The sequence below is a fragment of the Streptomyces sp. NPDC093111 genome (assembly GCF_040683955.1).
Classification (GTDB): domain Bacteria; phylum Actinomycetota; class Actinomycetes; order Streptomycetales; family Streptomycetaceae; genus Streptomyces.
Genome location: NZ_JBFBNW010000007.1, coordinates 235,352 through 248,173, shown reverse-complemented (window position 1 = coordinate 248,173; position 12,822 = coordinate 235,352). Strand labels below are relative to the sequence as shown.

15 protein-coding genes and 1 pseudogene are annotated in these 12,822 nt (G+C 69.7%); 6 read left to right on the top strand and 10 right to left on the bottom strand.

All coding sequences use genetic code 11. The features are described from left to right. The first annotated feature begins 92 nt into the window (after window positions 1-92). Window positions 93-767, top strand: a complete 675-nt coding sequence (locus AB0Q96_RS14435; RefSeq protein ID WP_365325167.1) for a TetR/AcrR family transcriptional regulator — start codon at window positions 93-95, stop codon at window positions 765-767. A gap of 133 nt (window positions 768-900) precedes the next feature. Then, entirely contained in the window at window positions 901-2,439 is a 1,539-nt protein-coding gene (locus AB0Q96_RS14430) for an MFS transporter (RefSeq protein ID WP_365325165.1), read from the top strand. 46 nt (window positions 2,440-2,485) lie between these two features. Here the strand turns inward: AB0Q96_RS14430 and AB0Q96_RS14425 are convergent, their stop codons facing one another. Further along, window positions 2,486-2,989, bottom strand: coding sequence for a MarR family transcriptional regulator (locus AB0Q96_RS14425; protein ID WP_365325163.1), 504 nt, complete (start codon window positions 2,987-2,989; stop codon window positions 2,486-2,488). 137 nt (window positions 2,990-3,126) lie between these two features. Between AB0Q96_RS14425 and AB0Q96_RS14420 the strand changes: the two genes are divergently transcribed. Next, complete coding sequence (locus tag AB0Q96_RS14420) at window positions 3,127-3,915, top strand: class III extradiol ring-cleavage dioxygenase (RefSeq protein ID WP_365325161.1); 789 nt, start codon at window positions 3,127-3,129, stop codon at window positions 3,913-3,915. Window positions 3,916-4,234: 319 nt separating this feature from the next. Continuing rightward, window positions 4,235-5,236 (top strand): sigma-70 family RNA polymerase sigma factor, encoded by a 1,002-nt coding sequence (locus AB0Q96_RS14415; RefSeq protein WP_365325160.1) that lies wholly within the window; start codon window positions 4,235-4,237, stop codon window positions 5,234-5,236. Window positions 5,237-5,380: 144 nt separating this feature from the next. Here AB0Q96_RS14415 and AB0Q96_RS14410 read toward each other — a convergent pair whose 3' ends face one another. Beyond that, complete coding sequence (locus AB0Q96_RS14410) at window positions 5,381-6,343, bottom strand: YafY family protein (RefSeq protein WP_365325159.1); 963 nt, start codon at window positions 6,341-6,343, stop codon at window positions 5,381-5,383. A gap of 62 nt (window positions 6,344-6,405) precedes the next feature. Here AB0Q96_RS14410 and AB0Q96_RS14405 point away from each other — a divergent pair. After that, window positions 6,406-7,257: pseudogene (locus tag AB0Q96_RS14405) on the top strand (MFS transporter); the annotation flags it as partial. Between the two features lie 102 nt (window positions 7,258-7,359). On the opposite strand, the gene AB0Q96_RS14400 reads toward AB0Q96_RS14405, so the two are convergent. Genes AB0Q96_RS14400 through AB0Q96_RS14390 form a run of 3 tightly spaced genes read right to left on the bottom strand, consistent with a single transcriptional unit; the run spans window position 7,360 to window position 8,067 of the window. Next, window positions 7,360-7,668 carry a hypothetical protein gene (locus tag AB0Q96_RS14400; RefSeq protein WP_365325158.1) on the bottom strand — a complete coding sequence of 103 codons (309 nt, stop codon included), beginning with the start codon at window positions 7,666-7,668 and terminating at the stop codon, window positions 7,360-7,362. A gap of 49 nt (window positions 7,669-7,717) precedes the next feature. Continuing rightward, window positions 7,718-7,939, bottom strand: a complete 222-nt coding sequence (locus AB0Q96_RS14395) for a hypothetical protein (protein ID WP_365325157.1) — start codon at window positions 7,937-7,939, stop codon at window positions 7,718-7,720. Further along, entirely contained in the window at window positions 7,936-8,067 is a 132-nt protein-coding gene (locus AB0Q96_RS14390) for a hypothetical protein (protein ID WP_365325156.1), read from the bottom strand. Before AB0Q96_RS14390 ends, AB0Q96_RS14395 begins: the two co-directional genes overlap by 4 nt. Window positions 8,068-8,514: 447 nt before the next feature. Here AB0Q96_RS14390 and AB0Q96_RS14385 point away from each other — a divergent pair, with 447 nt between their 5' ends. Next, entirely contained in the window at window positions 8,515-8,790 is a 276-nt protein-coding gene (locus AB0Q96_RS14385; protein ID WP_365325155.1) for a GntR family transcriptional regulator, read from the top strand. On the opposite strand, the gene AB0Q96_RS14380 is transcribed toward AB0Q96_RS14385, so the two are convergent. The 5 genes from AB0Q96_RS14380 to AB0Q96_RS14360 form a co-directional block, all read right to left on the bottom strand. Next, on the bottom strand, window positions 8,787-9,134 hold the full coding sequence (locus AB0Q96_RS14380; RefSeq protein WP_365325153.1) for a hypothetical protein: 348 nt from the start codon (window positions 9,132-9,134) through the stop codon (window positions 8,787-8,789). The two genes, AB0Q96_RS14385 and AB0Q96_RS14380, sit on opposite strands and share 4 nt — an antisense overlap. Before the next feature lie 53 nt (window positions 9,135-9,187). Next, window positions 9,188-9,532, bottom strand: a complete 345-nt coding sequence (locus AB0Q96_RS14375) for a hypothetical protein (RefSeq protein WP_365325151.1) — start codon at window positions 9,530-9,532, stop codon at window positions 9,188-9,190. Window positions 9,533-9,628: 96 nt separating this feature from the next. Next, on the bottom strand, window positions 9,629-10,063 hold the full coding sequence (locus tag AB0Q96_RS14370; RefSeq protein ID WP_365325149.1) for a hypothetical protein: 435 nt from the start codon (window positions 10,061-10,063) through the stop codon (window positions 9,629-9,631). A gap of 31 nt (window positions 10,064-10,094) precedes the next feature. Then, complete coding sequence (locus tag AB0Q96_RS14365; protein WP_365325147.1) at window positions 10,095-10,985, bottom strand: cupin domain-containing protein; 891 nt, start codon at window positions 10,983-10,985, stop codon at window positions 10,095-10,097. A 77-nt stretch (window positions 10,986-11,062) separates the two neighbouring features. Beyond that, window positions 11,063-11,302 carry a DUF397 domain-containing protein gene (locus tag AB0Q96_RS14360; RefSeq protein WP_365325145.1) on the bottom strand — a complete coding sequence of 80 codons (240 nt, stop codon included), beginning with the start codon at window positions 11,300-11,302 and terminating at the stop codon, window positions 11,063-11,065. Between the last annotated feature and the right edge of the window lie 1,520 nt (window positions 11,303-12,822).

Below are 12,822 nucleotides of genomic sequence, written 5' to 3'. Positions count from 1 at the left end.
GAAATAACCGGGGACCAAGTCCCCGTTTAAGTCTGTGTTCGACGAAGTGGGGACCTGGTCCCCGGTTACGGGAAAGTTCTGGAGGCAGCGCAGTGAGCAGGAGCAGCAACACCGCCGACGCGGCACCCGTCCGCCGCCTGCCCCGCCCCCGGGCGGACGCGCTGCGCAACCGCGAGCGGATCGTGACGGCGGCGCGGGAGATGTTCGTCGAGTTCGGCGCCCAGGTGCCGCTCGACGAGATCGCGCGCCGCGCGGGCGTCGGCAACGCGACGCTCTACCGGAACTTCCCCGAGCGGGGCGACCTCGTCCGCGAGGTCGTCAACTCCCTCATGGCCCGCGTCACCGAGCGGGCCCTGGAGGCCGCCGAGCAGGAGGCGGACACCTTCGCCGCCCTGCGCCGGTTCACCCATGCCGCGGCCGACGAGCGGATCGGCGCCCTGTGCCCGATGCTCGACGGCGCCTTCGACAAGGACCACCCCGACCTGCGGGCCGAACGCGAGCGCCTGGAGGAGGCCGTGCAGGGCCTCGTCGACCGGGCGCAGGCGGCCGGCCGGCTCCGTGCCGACGTGGGCGTCGGGGACCTGATGGTCGCCGTCTCCCAGCTCACCCGGCCGCTGCCCGGGACGGGCTGCCTGAACATGGACCGCTTCGTCCACCGTCATCTGCAGGTGTTCCTGGACGGTCTGGAAGCGCCCGCGCGCTCCGAACTGCCCGGTGCCGCCGCCACCCTCGAGGACCTGAGGAGCGAAGCCGTCTGCTCCTCGTGACCTCGCCCTCAGCTCCGTAACTCCTTCTCGGAAGTTCTTCGCGGTTCTTCACAGCTCTTCGCAGTTCTTCGCGGTTCTTCGCAGCTCCGAGAAGTCCCTTTTCACCAGTACGCGCCAAGAGGTGGCTACCCCCATGTCCAAAACCCCCGCATCCTCGCCTCCGACCCAGGCCGACCCGAGCCGCTGGAAGGCGCTCGTCTTCATCGCCCTGGCCCAGCTGATGGTCGTGCTCGACGCGACGATCGTGAACATCGCGCTGCCCTCCGCCCAGCAGGATCTGGGGATCTCCGACGGCAACCGGCAGTGGGTCATCACGGCCTACGCCCTCGCCTTCGGCGGTCTGCTCCTGTTCGGCGGACGCGTCGCCGACCTGTGGGGCCGTAAGCGCACCTTCGTGGTCGGCCTGATCGGCTTCGCCGCGGCCTCCGCCCTCGGCGGCGCCGCCACCGGCGAGGCGACGATGCTCGGCGCCCGCGCGCTGCAGGGCGCGTTCGGCGCGCTGCTCGCCCCGGCGGCCCTCTCCCTCCTCGCGGTGATGTTCACCGACGCCAAGGAGCGCGCCAAGGCCTTCGGCATCTACGGTGCGATCGCCGGTGGCGGTGGCGCCGTGGGCCTGATCCTCGGCGGTTTCCTCACCGAGTACCTGAACTGGCGCTGGACCTTCTTCGTCAACATCCCGTTCGCGATCGTCGCCGCCCTCGGCGCGTACTTCGTGATCCGTGAGCCGGCCGGCGGCCGCAACCGCTCGCCGCTCGACGTCCCGGGCGTGGTCCTGTCCACCCTCGGTCTGGTCTCCCTGGTGTACGGCTTCACGCGCGCCGAGTCCGACGGCTGGAGCGACCCCACCACCATCGGCCTGTTCGTCGGCGCCGTCCTGCTCCTGGCCGCCTTCGCGCTCGTCGAGTCGCGGGTGAAGTCGCCGCTGCTGCCGCTGCGTGTGGTGACCGACCGCAACCGCGGCGGTGTCTACCTGTCGCTGGGTCTCGCGGTCATCGCGATGTTCGGCCTGTTCCTGTTCCTGACCTACTACCTGCAGGTCGTGAAGGGGTACTCGCCGGTCAAGACGGGCTTCGCCTTCCTGCCGATGATCGCGGGCATGATCACCGGATCCACCCAGATCGGCACGCGGCTGATGACCCGGGTCCCGCCGCGCTTCCTGATGGGCCCCGGCTTCCTGACCGCCGCGGTCGGCATGCTGCTGCTCACGCAGCTGGAGATCGGCTCGTCGTACGCCGGTCTGATCCTGCCGGCGCAGCTGCTGCTGGGCCTCGGCATGGGTACGGCGTTCATGCCGGCGATGTCCCTGGCCACGCACGGGGTCGACCCCCGCGACGCCGGTGTGGCGTCCGCGATGGTCAACACCTCGCAGCAGGTCGGCGGCGCCATCGGCACGGCCCTGCTGAACACGATCGCCGCCTCGGCGACGACCGCGTACCTGGTCGACCACGCGGCCGGCGCGACCACCCCGGCGGCGCAGAAGCTGCTCCAGCTCCAGGGCATGGTCGAGGGCTACTCGGCCGCGATCTGGTGGGCGGTCGGCATCCTGGTCGCCTCGGCCACGATCGCGCTGACCCTCATCAACACCGGCAAGCCGGGCACGGGCGCGGTCGCCGCCTCGGGCTCCGGCGCGGGCGCCGGGGACGAGGTGAAGGTCCCGGTCATCGCCCACTGACCCGCGGTCGCCACCTCGCGCGTCACCCGCCTGCCCTGGCTCCCGTTCAGCGGAGCCAGGGCAGGTCCGCGTTCGGGTCCGCCGGTTCCAGGCCCTCGGCCATGGTGCGCATGATGGCGCCGAGCTGCTCGACCTGCTCCGGGGTGAGCCGGTCGAAGAGCGCCTGCCGTACGGCGCCGACATGGCCGGGCGCGGTCCTGCGCAGCACCTCGAGCCCCTCGTCGGTCAGGGCGGCGAACTGGCCGCGCTTGTCGGAGGGGCACTCCTCGCGGGTCACCCACCCGTTCTTCTCCAGGCGCGCGACGGCGTGCGAGAGCCGGGAGCGGGTGATCTTCACGTCCTTGGCCAGCTCCGTCATGCGCATCCGGCGGCGGGGGGCCTGGGAGAGCTGGACGAGCAGCCCGTAGTACGTGTGCGGCATCCCGGCGTCGCGCTGGAGCTGGCGGTCGAGATGGTCCTCCAGCAGGGTGGTGGCATGGAGGTAGGCGCGCCAGACGCGCTGTTCCTCGTCGCTGAGCCAGCGGGGTTCGGTCACGGTCATGGCATCCATCGTACGACTCATTCTTGAAAGTTGAACTATATGGACTTACGCTGTCCTGGACAGCGAGCTTGAAAGTTCAAGGATCGGCTGCTGAGGCCGCTCCTCCGACACCCGGCTCGAAGAACCACGCACGAAAGGCGGACGCCATGGACGCCACGCTGGAACGGATGCCCGCCCTCTACCTCTCGCACGGCGCCCCGCCGCTCGCCGACGACCCGGTCTGGCCCGGCGAGCTCGCCGCCTGGTCCGCGACGCTGCCCCGCCCCAAGGCGATCCTCATGGTCTCCGCCCACTGGGAGGAGGCTCCGCTCGCCCTCGGCGCGACCGAGACCGTCCCGCTCGTCTACGACTTCTGGGGCTTCCCCGAGCACTACTACCGGGTCCAGTACGCCGCCCCGGGCGCCCCCGCGCTCGCCGAGTCCGTCCGCAAGCTGCTGCGCGCCCCCGGCACGCCCGTCCAGGACATGCCCGACCGGGGGCTCGACCACGGCGCGTACGTGCCGCTCGTCGAGATGTACCCCGGCGCCGACATCCCCGTGCTCCAGATCTCCATGCCGACCCTCGACCCGCGCCGGCTCATGGAGATCGGACGCAGGCTCGCCCCGCTGCGCGACGAGGGCGTGCTGATCGTCGGCAGCGGCTTCTTCACCCACAACCTGGCCGCCCTGCGCCACGCCGGGCCCGGCGTGCCCGGCTGGTCCGCCGAGTTCGACGCCTGGGGCCACGAGGCCCTCACCGCGCACGACGTCGACGCCCTGCTCGACTTCGAGGCGAAGTCCCCCGCGGGCCGGCTCGCCCACCCGCGCACCGAGCACTTCGCCCCGCTCTTCGTGACGATGGGCGCCGCGGACGCCGCCGGCGACCTGGACCGGGAGCGGAGCACCATCGACGGCTTCTGGATGGGACTCGCGAAGCGATCGGTCCAGTTCGGCTGAGCAACCTCGCGCGCGCGGGCGTCGTCTTCAGGGGTGAGGGCGGAGCCGAGGGAGTCCCCGTACCGAGTGTGACGGCGATCTCACGCGCGCGGCGTTCGCGTGGCCGGGCCGGAGGCGCCGGATCGGCCCCCGTACCGGCCTGACCTGCGCGTCCGTGGGTCTCCTCGGGCTGCCCTCCTCGTCGGCGGCGGCGCAGGATACTGCATGATCGCGAAAATCCATGTGCCTGGTGGGAATTCTGTCCTGATTCCAGTCGTTGTTTCCGTCGGATGCAGGGCACCCGAAAGGGTGTCGCGACCTACTCAGCAAGGGAGCACGCATGGCAACCCGTGCCGTCGCCCGTCGTCAGTCCTCCGCCAAGAGCGGAAGCAGCCGGGCAAGCAGCGTTCGCGCCGTGGGCGGGGAGATCGCCGACCGCGACCTGGTCGGCATGTACCTCGACGAGATCGCGCGCACACCCCTGCTCGACGCCGCCAAGGAGGTCGAGCTCTCGCAGACCATCGAGGCGGGCGTCTTCGCCCGGCAGATCCTCGACGGGGAGATCGAGAGCGAGGCGGGCGGCGCGAGCCGCGAGGAGCTGGAGGCGCTGGTCGTCGAGGGCGAGCGTGCCAAGGACCTCTTCATCAAGTCCAACCTGCGCCTCGTCGTGGCCGTGGCCCGGCGCTACCCGCGCAGCGGGCTGCCGCTGCTCGACCTGATCCAGGAGGGGAACGCGGGCCTGGTGCGCGCGGTCGAGAAGTTCGACTACGCCAAGGGCTTCAAGTTCTCGACGTACGCCACGTGGTGGATCCGCCAGGCCATCACCCGCTCCATAGCCGACCAGTCCCGCACCATCCGGCTCCCCGTCCACCTGGTGGAGGAGCTCGGGCGGATCCGCCGCGTCCAGCGCGAGTTCAACCGCGAGCACGGGCGCGAGCCGGAGCCCGCGGAGATCGCGGCCGAGCTCGACTCGACCCCCGCGCGGGTCACCGACGTCCTGGACTGGGCGCGCGACCCGGTCTCGCTCAACATGTCGGTGGACGACGAGGGCGAGACGCAGTTCGGCGACCTCCTGGAGGACACCTCGGCGATCTCGCCGGAGCAGTCGGTGCTCACCCTGCTGCGCAGCGAGGAGCTCGACGACCTCATCGACAAGCTGGACAACCGCACCGCCTCGATCATCCGCATGCGCTACGGCATCGAGGACGGGCGCGAGCGGACCCTGACCGAGGTCGGCAAGCAGCACGGCCTGACCCGCGAGCGGATCCGCCAGATCGAGAAGCACGCGCTGCTGGAGCTGAAGAAGATGGCCCGGGACACGGGCTTCGACGCGGTGGCCTAGGGCGGCCGGCATGACCGGCACGACCCGCGCCGACGACGGCGGGCCCGGACCCCATCGGGTCCGGGCCCGCCGTCGTCGTAGGGGCCGGCAGGTGTCGTAGGGGCCGGCAGGTGTCGTAGGGCCCGGCAGGTGTCAGGGTGCCCGTCAGTGCTCCCGGGCCGCCGCCCCCAGGCGTGTCGAGAGGTCCGCCACGAACGTGCGGAGCGACTCCGGGCCGTGGATCGTGAAGGGCGCGTCGACCAGGGCCAGGCGCACGGCCAGCCACTCGGTCGAGTCGGTCGTACGGGTGCGCAGGCGGCAGCTCGTCCCGCCGGTCGCCACCGGGGCCAGGTGGGAGGGGAGGCGGCCGGTGACGAAGTCGACCGGGGCCTCGAAGCTGACGTCCAGGTCGAGCTCGGGCTGGGCCCGGGCCATCGACCGCGCCATGTAGGCGGCGGCGTCCTCAGCCGGGAGCTCGCGCGGGGTGAAGCGGGCGCCCGTCGGGAAGGGCTCGCTGACCCGGTCGACCCGGAAGGTCCGCCAGTCCTCGCGCCCCAGGTCGTACGCGACGAGGTACCAGCGCCGCCCCGTCGACACCAGCCGGTACGGCTCCACGAGCCGCTTCGTCTCGGTGCCGTCGCCCGCGCGGTAGCCGAAGCGGAGGCGCTCCTGGCCGGTCACCGCGCCCGCGAGCGCCGTGAGGGTGGAGGGGGCGACCGTCGCGCCGTCCCCCCGGGTCAGCGGGATGGTCGCGTTCTGGAGGGTGGAGACCCGGTGCCGCAGCCGGGACGGCAGCACCTGCTCCAGCTTGGCCAGGGCCCGTACGGAGGCCTCCTCGACGCCCTCGATGGCATGGCCCGCCCCGGCCCGCAGGCCGACCGCGATGGCCACCGCCTCCTCGTCGTCGAGGAGCAGCGGCGGCATCGCCGTACCGGCGACCAGGCGGTAGCCGCCGACCGCGCCCTTGCTGGCCTCGACGGGGTAGCCGAGGTCCCGCAGCCGGTCGATGTCCCGTCGGATCGTGCGCGCGGAGACCGCGAGCCGCTCGGCGAGCTCGCTGCCGGGCCACTCGCGCGGGGTCTGGAGGAGCGACAGCAGATTCAGGAGTCGTGCCGGAGTGTCCGTCATGTGTTCCAGGATGCGACGCATCTAGGACATGGACTGACCTATTTCACTCTTATCTTTCTCGTATGAGTGCACACGACGCCGTCACGGAAGCGGCCCCCACCGACAAGAGGCGCTGGATCGCCCTCGCCATCGTCATGACCGCCGCCTTCATGGACCTGGTCGACGCCACGATCGTGAACATCGCGATCCCCAGCATCGAGCGGGACCTCGGCGCCACCTTCGGCGCGATCCAGTGGATCACCGCCGGATACGCGCTCGCCTTCGCCGCCGGCCTGATCACCGGCGGCCGGCTGGGCGACATCTACGGCCGCAAGCGCCTGTTCCTGGTCGGCACCGCCGGCTTCACGATCGCCTCTCTGCTGTGCGGCGTCGCCGCCAACCAGGAGATGCTGGTCGGCTCGCGCCTGCTCCAGGGCGCCGCGGCGGCCATGATGGTGCCGCAGGTCCTCTCGATCGTGCACGTCACCTTCCCGGCGCACGAGCGCGGCAAGGTCTTCGGCATGTTCGGCGCGATCATCGGCCTGGGCGCGGTCTCCGGCCCGCTGCTCGGCGCGCTGCTCACGCAGTGGAACATCGCGGGCCTGGAGTGGCGCCCGATCTTCCTGATCAACCTGCCGGTCGGCGTCGCCGCGATCATCCTGGGCCGTCGCTTCATCACCGAGTCGAAGGCCCCGAAGGCGCTCCGCCTCGACCTGGTGGGCATGGTCCTGGTGACCGGCGCGCTGCTCATGCTGATCTACCCGCTGACCCGCGGCCGCGAGCTGGGCTGGCCGCTGTGGGGCCACCTGATGATGGCCGGCAGCCTCGTCGTCTTCGGCGCCCTCGTCGCGTACGAGAAGCACAAGACGAAGAAGGACGGCTCGCCGCTCGTCGAGCTGTCGCTGTTCAAGGTGAAGAGCTTCGCGGCGGGCGTAGAGGTTACACCCTGACACCTTGCAGAGATGCCCAGTTCAGAGAACGACGAAGCCCCGCCCGGCACTTGGCCGAACGGGGCGTTTTGCTGTCTGCGGCGAGGCTTACGCGGGGGCGTCCATGTCCGCGCGGTCTGCGTTCCACGCTTCTTCGTAGCGCGCCCTGTCGCGCTTGAGTCGGGCCTCGGGCGCGATGTCCTCCGCCAGATACTCCGCGTGCTTGAGCACGATCAGCGCGGCGCGCTCCATCCCTGCGGCGGTCTGCTTCGCCGTCTTCTGGGCGGCGGGGGTTCGGTTCCGCTGCGAGTTCAGAACCAGCGCCCACGCCTCACACACGACGTGCGCATAGATCGGGTTCACTTCCTCGGCGAGCGTTTCCGAGAGGTACTGCCGTTCTCGTGATGCCAGGGCCATGTCTGCCCCTCCCTTCTGTGCGATGTCCGATAGTGCCAGTGCGAGGGTTCTACGCGTCCCTCTCAAGCTCTCCGGGCATCGGGCCGGGGATCATGGCCACGGCGTGGCTCGGGCAGGCGTACAGGGTGACTCCGGGGCCGCTTACCCGCTCGACGTACCGAACGGGCACGGGGGCTGCCGTCCAGTGGTGGCAACGGGAGCACATGGCCCCGGTCAGCTCGGGGGCGTGGGTGCTGCCGAGCAGTGCGGCGACGATCCGGGCGGGGGTCATGCGGTCACCGCCGGGGTGCACTGCGCGAGAGCGTCGAACTGGTTCCCCGCGTAGCTGTACGAGTCGTCCAGGTTGAGCGTGGCGCGTTCGGCGGCTCGGCGTCGGGCGCAGATCCTTGCGAGGGGCACCGTGTCGTCGTCTACGTGTACGTAGGGTCGGACGAGCTTGGTTTCCTCTCCCTGGATCGGGAGTGTGCGCGCGTGGACGTGCACGGGAACCGGGGTAGGCCACGGCTTGGTGCGCGGGCCCGTGAGGGTGGGCAGGGTCGGGGTTGCCTGGTAGGCGGCGCTGTGGCGTCCGGGTCGGCGGGGGGTGAATCGGAGTGCGGCCCAGAGGATGGTCAGCATCCCGAGTCCGATGAACGTGAGGGCGATAAACTCGCGCATGTCGTTTCAGCTCCTACAAGCTGTTCGGCGAAGCCCCGGCGGACCGTGTGCAGCGGTCTTCCGGGGCGCTTTTTTGGTGCTCCGTACGACGGTAGAGCAACTGGTCTAACTGGTCTACTGGTCTAACTCCTCTATGTGGTCCACTGGTCTAAGTCGCCCGAATCTCGTCGCTTGTCTACGCTTCGGCTCATGCCTGATCAGCCGACGAATCCGCGTGGACCGCACGCGCCGTACATGACGGTGCTCGACGCACTTACGGCGGAGATTCGGGCAGGCAAGTACGCGCCCGGGGAGCGCATCCCGAGCGACCGAGAGCTGTCCGAGCGTTTCGGTGTGGCCCGGATGACCGCGCGGCGGGCCGTGGACGAGCTGCGTAAGGCAGGACTCGTCACGACCGAGTGGGGCCGGGGAACCTTCGTGCGCGTGCCCGCCGGCGACGACCAGGCGGACGGCGAGAACGACTAGAGGTAGCCCGGCGGCAGCCCGTAGCGCTCGGGGTTCGCGATGATGTCGGCCCGCAGTGCTTCGCGGGTCGGGTCCACAACGTCCCACGAGTGCTCGGCCGGGTGGTCGGCGTAGAGACCACACACACGCTCGGGGACGGCCTCGTACGCCTCGCAGTGGGGGAGGCTGGCGATGGTGTGTTCGTGGTCGTCCCATTGGAGCCAGACGCAGCGGAAGGTTTCGGGGCTGTCTCCGATGTCCCATAGGTGGTCCGCGTGCGCGCCGGGGTGCTTCTCTCCGAGTTCGCACATGGCCATCTCGCCGGCGACGTGGTCGGGGTAATCCAGATCCGGAGTCGCGCGCATCGCTGCGAGGGTCTGAGCGTAGGGGCGGCGCCGGATGGCCGTGCACTGCAACATCAGAGGTACGCCCATTCGCGTGCTTCCCAGGAGTGCCCGCAGTCGTGGGCGAGTGGCAGCCAGCACGCCATCCGTTCCTTCAAAGGGATGGACAGATCATCCTGTGCGCAGATGGGTACGCGAACATAGATGATCTTGTCGTCGTCCCACTGGACCCACAGTTCCGGCTCCGCACCGGGCGCGTACACCGAGCCCATGTGGCGTCCGTTGTGCTTCTCGCCGAGTGCGCACGTGCCGAACGCGTCGTCGAGCTTGGGGTATTCGCTCTCGTTGGCGCCCGCGTCCCGCATGGCGGTCAGCAGCTCGACGTAGGGCAGGCGGTGCGTGGCGCGGCAGATGTCCATGGTCTTCCTGGGGTGTGGGGGGTAGGCCCCGCCCGTGCGCCACGGGGGCAGCGCACGGACGGGGCGGTATGGGTGCGCGGTGCTGTACGGGCCGAGCTACGTCACGCCGTACGGGCACTCGTCGCCGGCTTCGCGCGGACAGGCGATCAACGCTCGGGACACGTACTGACCGGCTTTCGACCAGTAGCCGTAAACGACGTCCCCGGCCCGTTGTACGGCGGGGGTGCTCTCGGTGGCGAGGACAGTGGATGTGGACATGAGGCTTTGTCGGGAACCTTCCAGCCGCTCGAAAACGGGGTAGTGCTCCTCATCTACGGGCGGGTTCTGCGTCAGCTCGCTTTCGAGCCACGCCACCGCTCGGTCCAGCCCGTCAGGCCCGTACGCGAACGTCTGGGCGAGATGCCCGCTAGAGCGCCGAAGCCAATGCGCAACCTCGATCGGCGGGTAGTTGGGCGGCGCCGTCTGTTTGCGGATGTCCGCGTCCGAATACTTCCGTCCCGTGTACGCGTACGCGTGCCAGTGCGCTGTCACGCTCGGAGCGTATGAGTCAGGGGACCTCTCCTCATGCGACACCCTTGGCCATCCTTCGAACGGGTCCGGTCATGTCGTCGGGTGTCATCGTGAGTAACGCTCCGAGCAGGTACTTACGTGCCCGCTCGATGGCGGGACCGGGGGCGTCGAGCAGTTCGGCGGGAGGAACCTCGGCCCGTAGCGCGGGGTCCACGAGGGCTTGCGTCAGAACCTCGGCCGCGAGGCGTTCGGCGAGCCAATGGCGCGTCCGTTCCTTGAGCGCGATCGTGAGGTGAAGTGAGGTTTCCTCCCCTACCGTGTACGGCGCGTGGATGTAGCCGCGAGGGAGCCAAAAGACGCTGCCCGGCTCAAGGGTGACGGTCTGCGCCGGCGGGGTCGTGGCAAGCCACTGCCGTTCTTCGGGAGTGAAGCCCCGGCCCTCAAACGCCCCGTGCTCGCTCATGGGGTTCTGCACGATCGGCGGGTGAAGCGGCCACGCCTTCCGGCCCGCTACCTGGATGATTAGCGTTGCGTACGGGTCATAGTGGTACGTGAGCCCGTGACCGCCGGGCGGGGTCATGTACGCATTGATATGGACGCGACAGCCGGTTTCCTGCCGGATCTCGTCACACAGTCGACTGACTGCCGGTCTGAGCGCTTGAAGATCCCGGAGGGTGATCGTGCCGCCCTGGTCCAGGTGCGCGCGGATGGCTCCCGAACGGGGCATGTCGCCCGAGACATAGGTGTCCCGGTGGATGATCTCGCCGTCTTTCAGCAGCACGACGTTTCGTGCGGCGAGGCAGTGCGCGTCAACAAGCGCGTTGACCTCAGCGAGGGTCAGCAGGCGCGTGAGCGAGTTCGGGTGCCGCTTGAACAAGAGGGGCTTGCTCGGCCACCGAGTCAGGATCTTGGGCACGTTGTCGACCAGGTCAGACAAGGGCATAGGTTGTGCTCCCTGGCATCTACGGAAGGGGGAGCGAGGGCCCGCACCCGACCGGTACGGACCCCCGCGTTGCGGCATCAGGCGGACGGGCCCCGGTTGCCGGCCAGCCACTCCGTGGCGAACGTGGTGATCTCCGCCTCGCTCATGCGGAGCTGCCGACCCGCGCCCTCGGGCTTGCTGTCACCGAGGGCGTAACCGCCACCAGTCAGCTCGGCGAGGGTGAGGCAGCTCTCGGCGTTGCTGGTACCACCGGCACCGCCGCAGAGCGCCGCGAACTCGCCCGTGATCTCGCTCTCGTACAGGTTGGGCTGACTCATTACTGTGTCTCCTGTCTCTGTTTTCTTCGATGGGGACTCCGCCCCGCCCTCTGTGATGTCTGGCGAGACCGTCAGGGGGCGGGGCTTATCCGTTCTCCCGGCTCGGGACCTCCCCGCAGATGGGGCCGGGACCGAGGGAACGGAGTCTGTGAGCGGGCCCCGCCCACGCCCGGGGAGGGACGTAGGCGGAACCCGTGGGTGCGGCCCCGCCCGTAAGGACGGGGAGTTTGGGGCTAGCTCGGGATGACGATCAGCCACGGGTAGGGGCTCATGTCGGGTACTCCCATCTCTCGTGTACGAATGTGGCTCCGGGGTGGGGCCCGAAGAAGTGGCCCGGCTTGCTACGGGCGTGTCCTGCCGGGGTGGGAATGGGGGTCTGCGCTTGGAGGTACATGCGGCACGTCACTCGGCGACGGGTCTCCGCACGGCGTCCCCGCAGGAAGCTCCCGCCCCGGGCGGTGATGGTCGGAAGCTCTACACCGCAGCACGTCGTACGGTCGGCACCTGAGTCAGCAATGTGGATCACGCGGGGCCAGTAGTACGAGACGACCGGGCCAAGTACTCCGCCGTGCCACCCCTGGTGAGCCAGGGGCAGCAGGCAGACAACCAGACCACCGCCGCGCGCCCACATCAGGCGGGTCTGAAGGGTGGCTTCGCACCGCGCTGTCATCGGAGTGCCACCACATCTTCCAGGGTGCGAGCGAAGATCGTGTGTCCGTAGCGGGCGCGGTGATCAGCGCAGTCGGACATGACCTGCGTCAGGCTCGCCGGCGCGACGGTCCAAGCGCAGTCGCCGAACAGGCATGCCGCAGTGACCAGAGGCGGGGCCGTAATCCTGATCACGGGCATCGGCCACCTCAGCGGTACGGCGGCAACCGTCACCGTGGAACTCCTTCGGTGGTGCCGCTCTTCCCCTCCCGGAGCGGATCACAGGAGGGGAAGAGCGGGGATCAGCGGATGATGAACAGCAGTCCGAACGTGAACCAGACAGCGAACTTGCCGCACTTCCAGGCCAGTTCCGCCGGCGTGAGGGGATCAGCTCGGAAGCGGGGACGCTGGCTCACTGACCCGGCCGGAGCGGGGGAGGGTCGTGCGCCGGGACGGTCAACTTGCGCGGCTTGTGAGGGTGGTTCCGTATCTCCACCACGCAGTCCAGCGCCCCCGAGGGGTTGTCCGTGGCGTCGTTGTGTCTGCGCCACTTGTCGAGCCGTGCACACACCGTGCACCCCGGCACCGGTTCGGCCGTCGGACGAAACCCGCCCATCGGGTCGAGCAGTACCAGTCGGGGGCCCGGCAGCGCTCCGGTCACTGCGTCACCCCGACGACCGGAGTCGTCAGAACGCGAATCCGGTCCCACTCGGCCTCGGTGGGCGGACGCAGGTTCTTGGGCTCGGCGATCCACTCGGTGCCCCCGCCGGGGGGACGCAAGTACAAACATCCGCCGACGTCCGCAGTGACCTGCCCGAGCCGAGGCGGCGTCGACTCGATGTCCACTACGTAACCATTCATAGTCCGGGGCC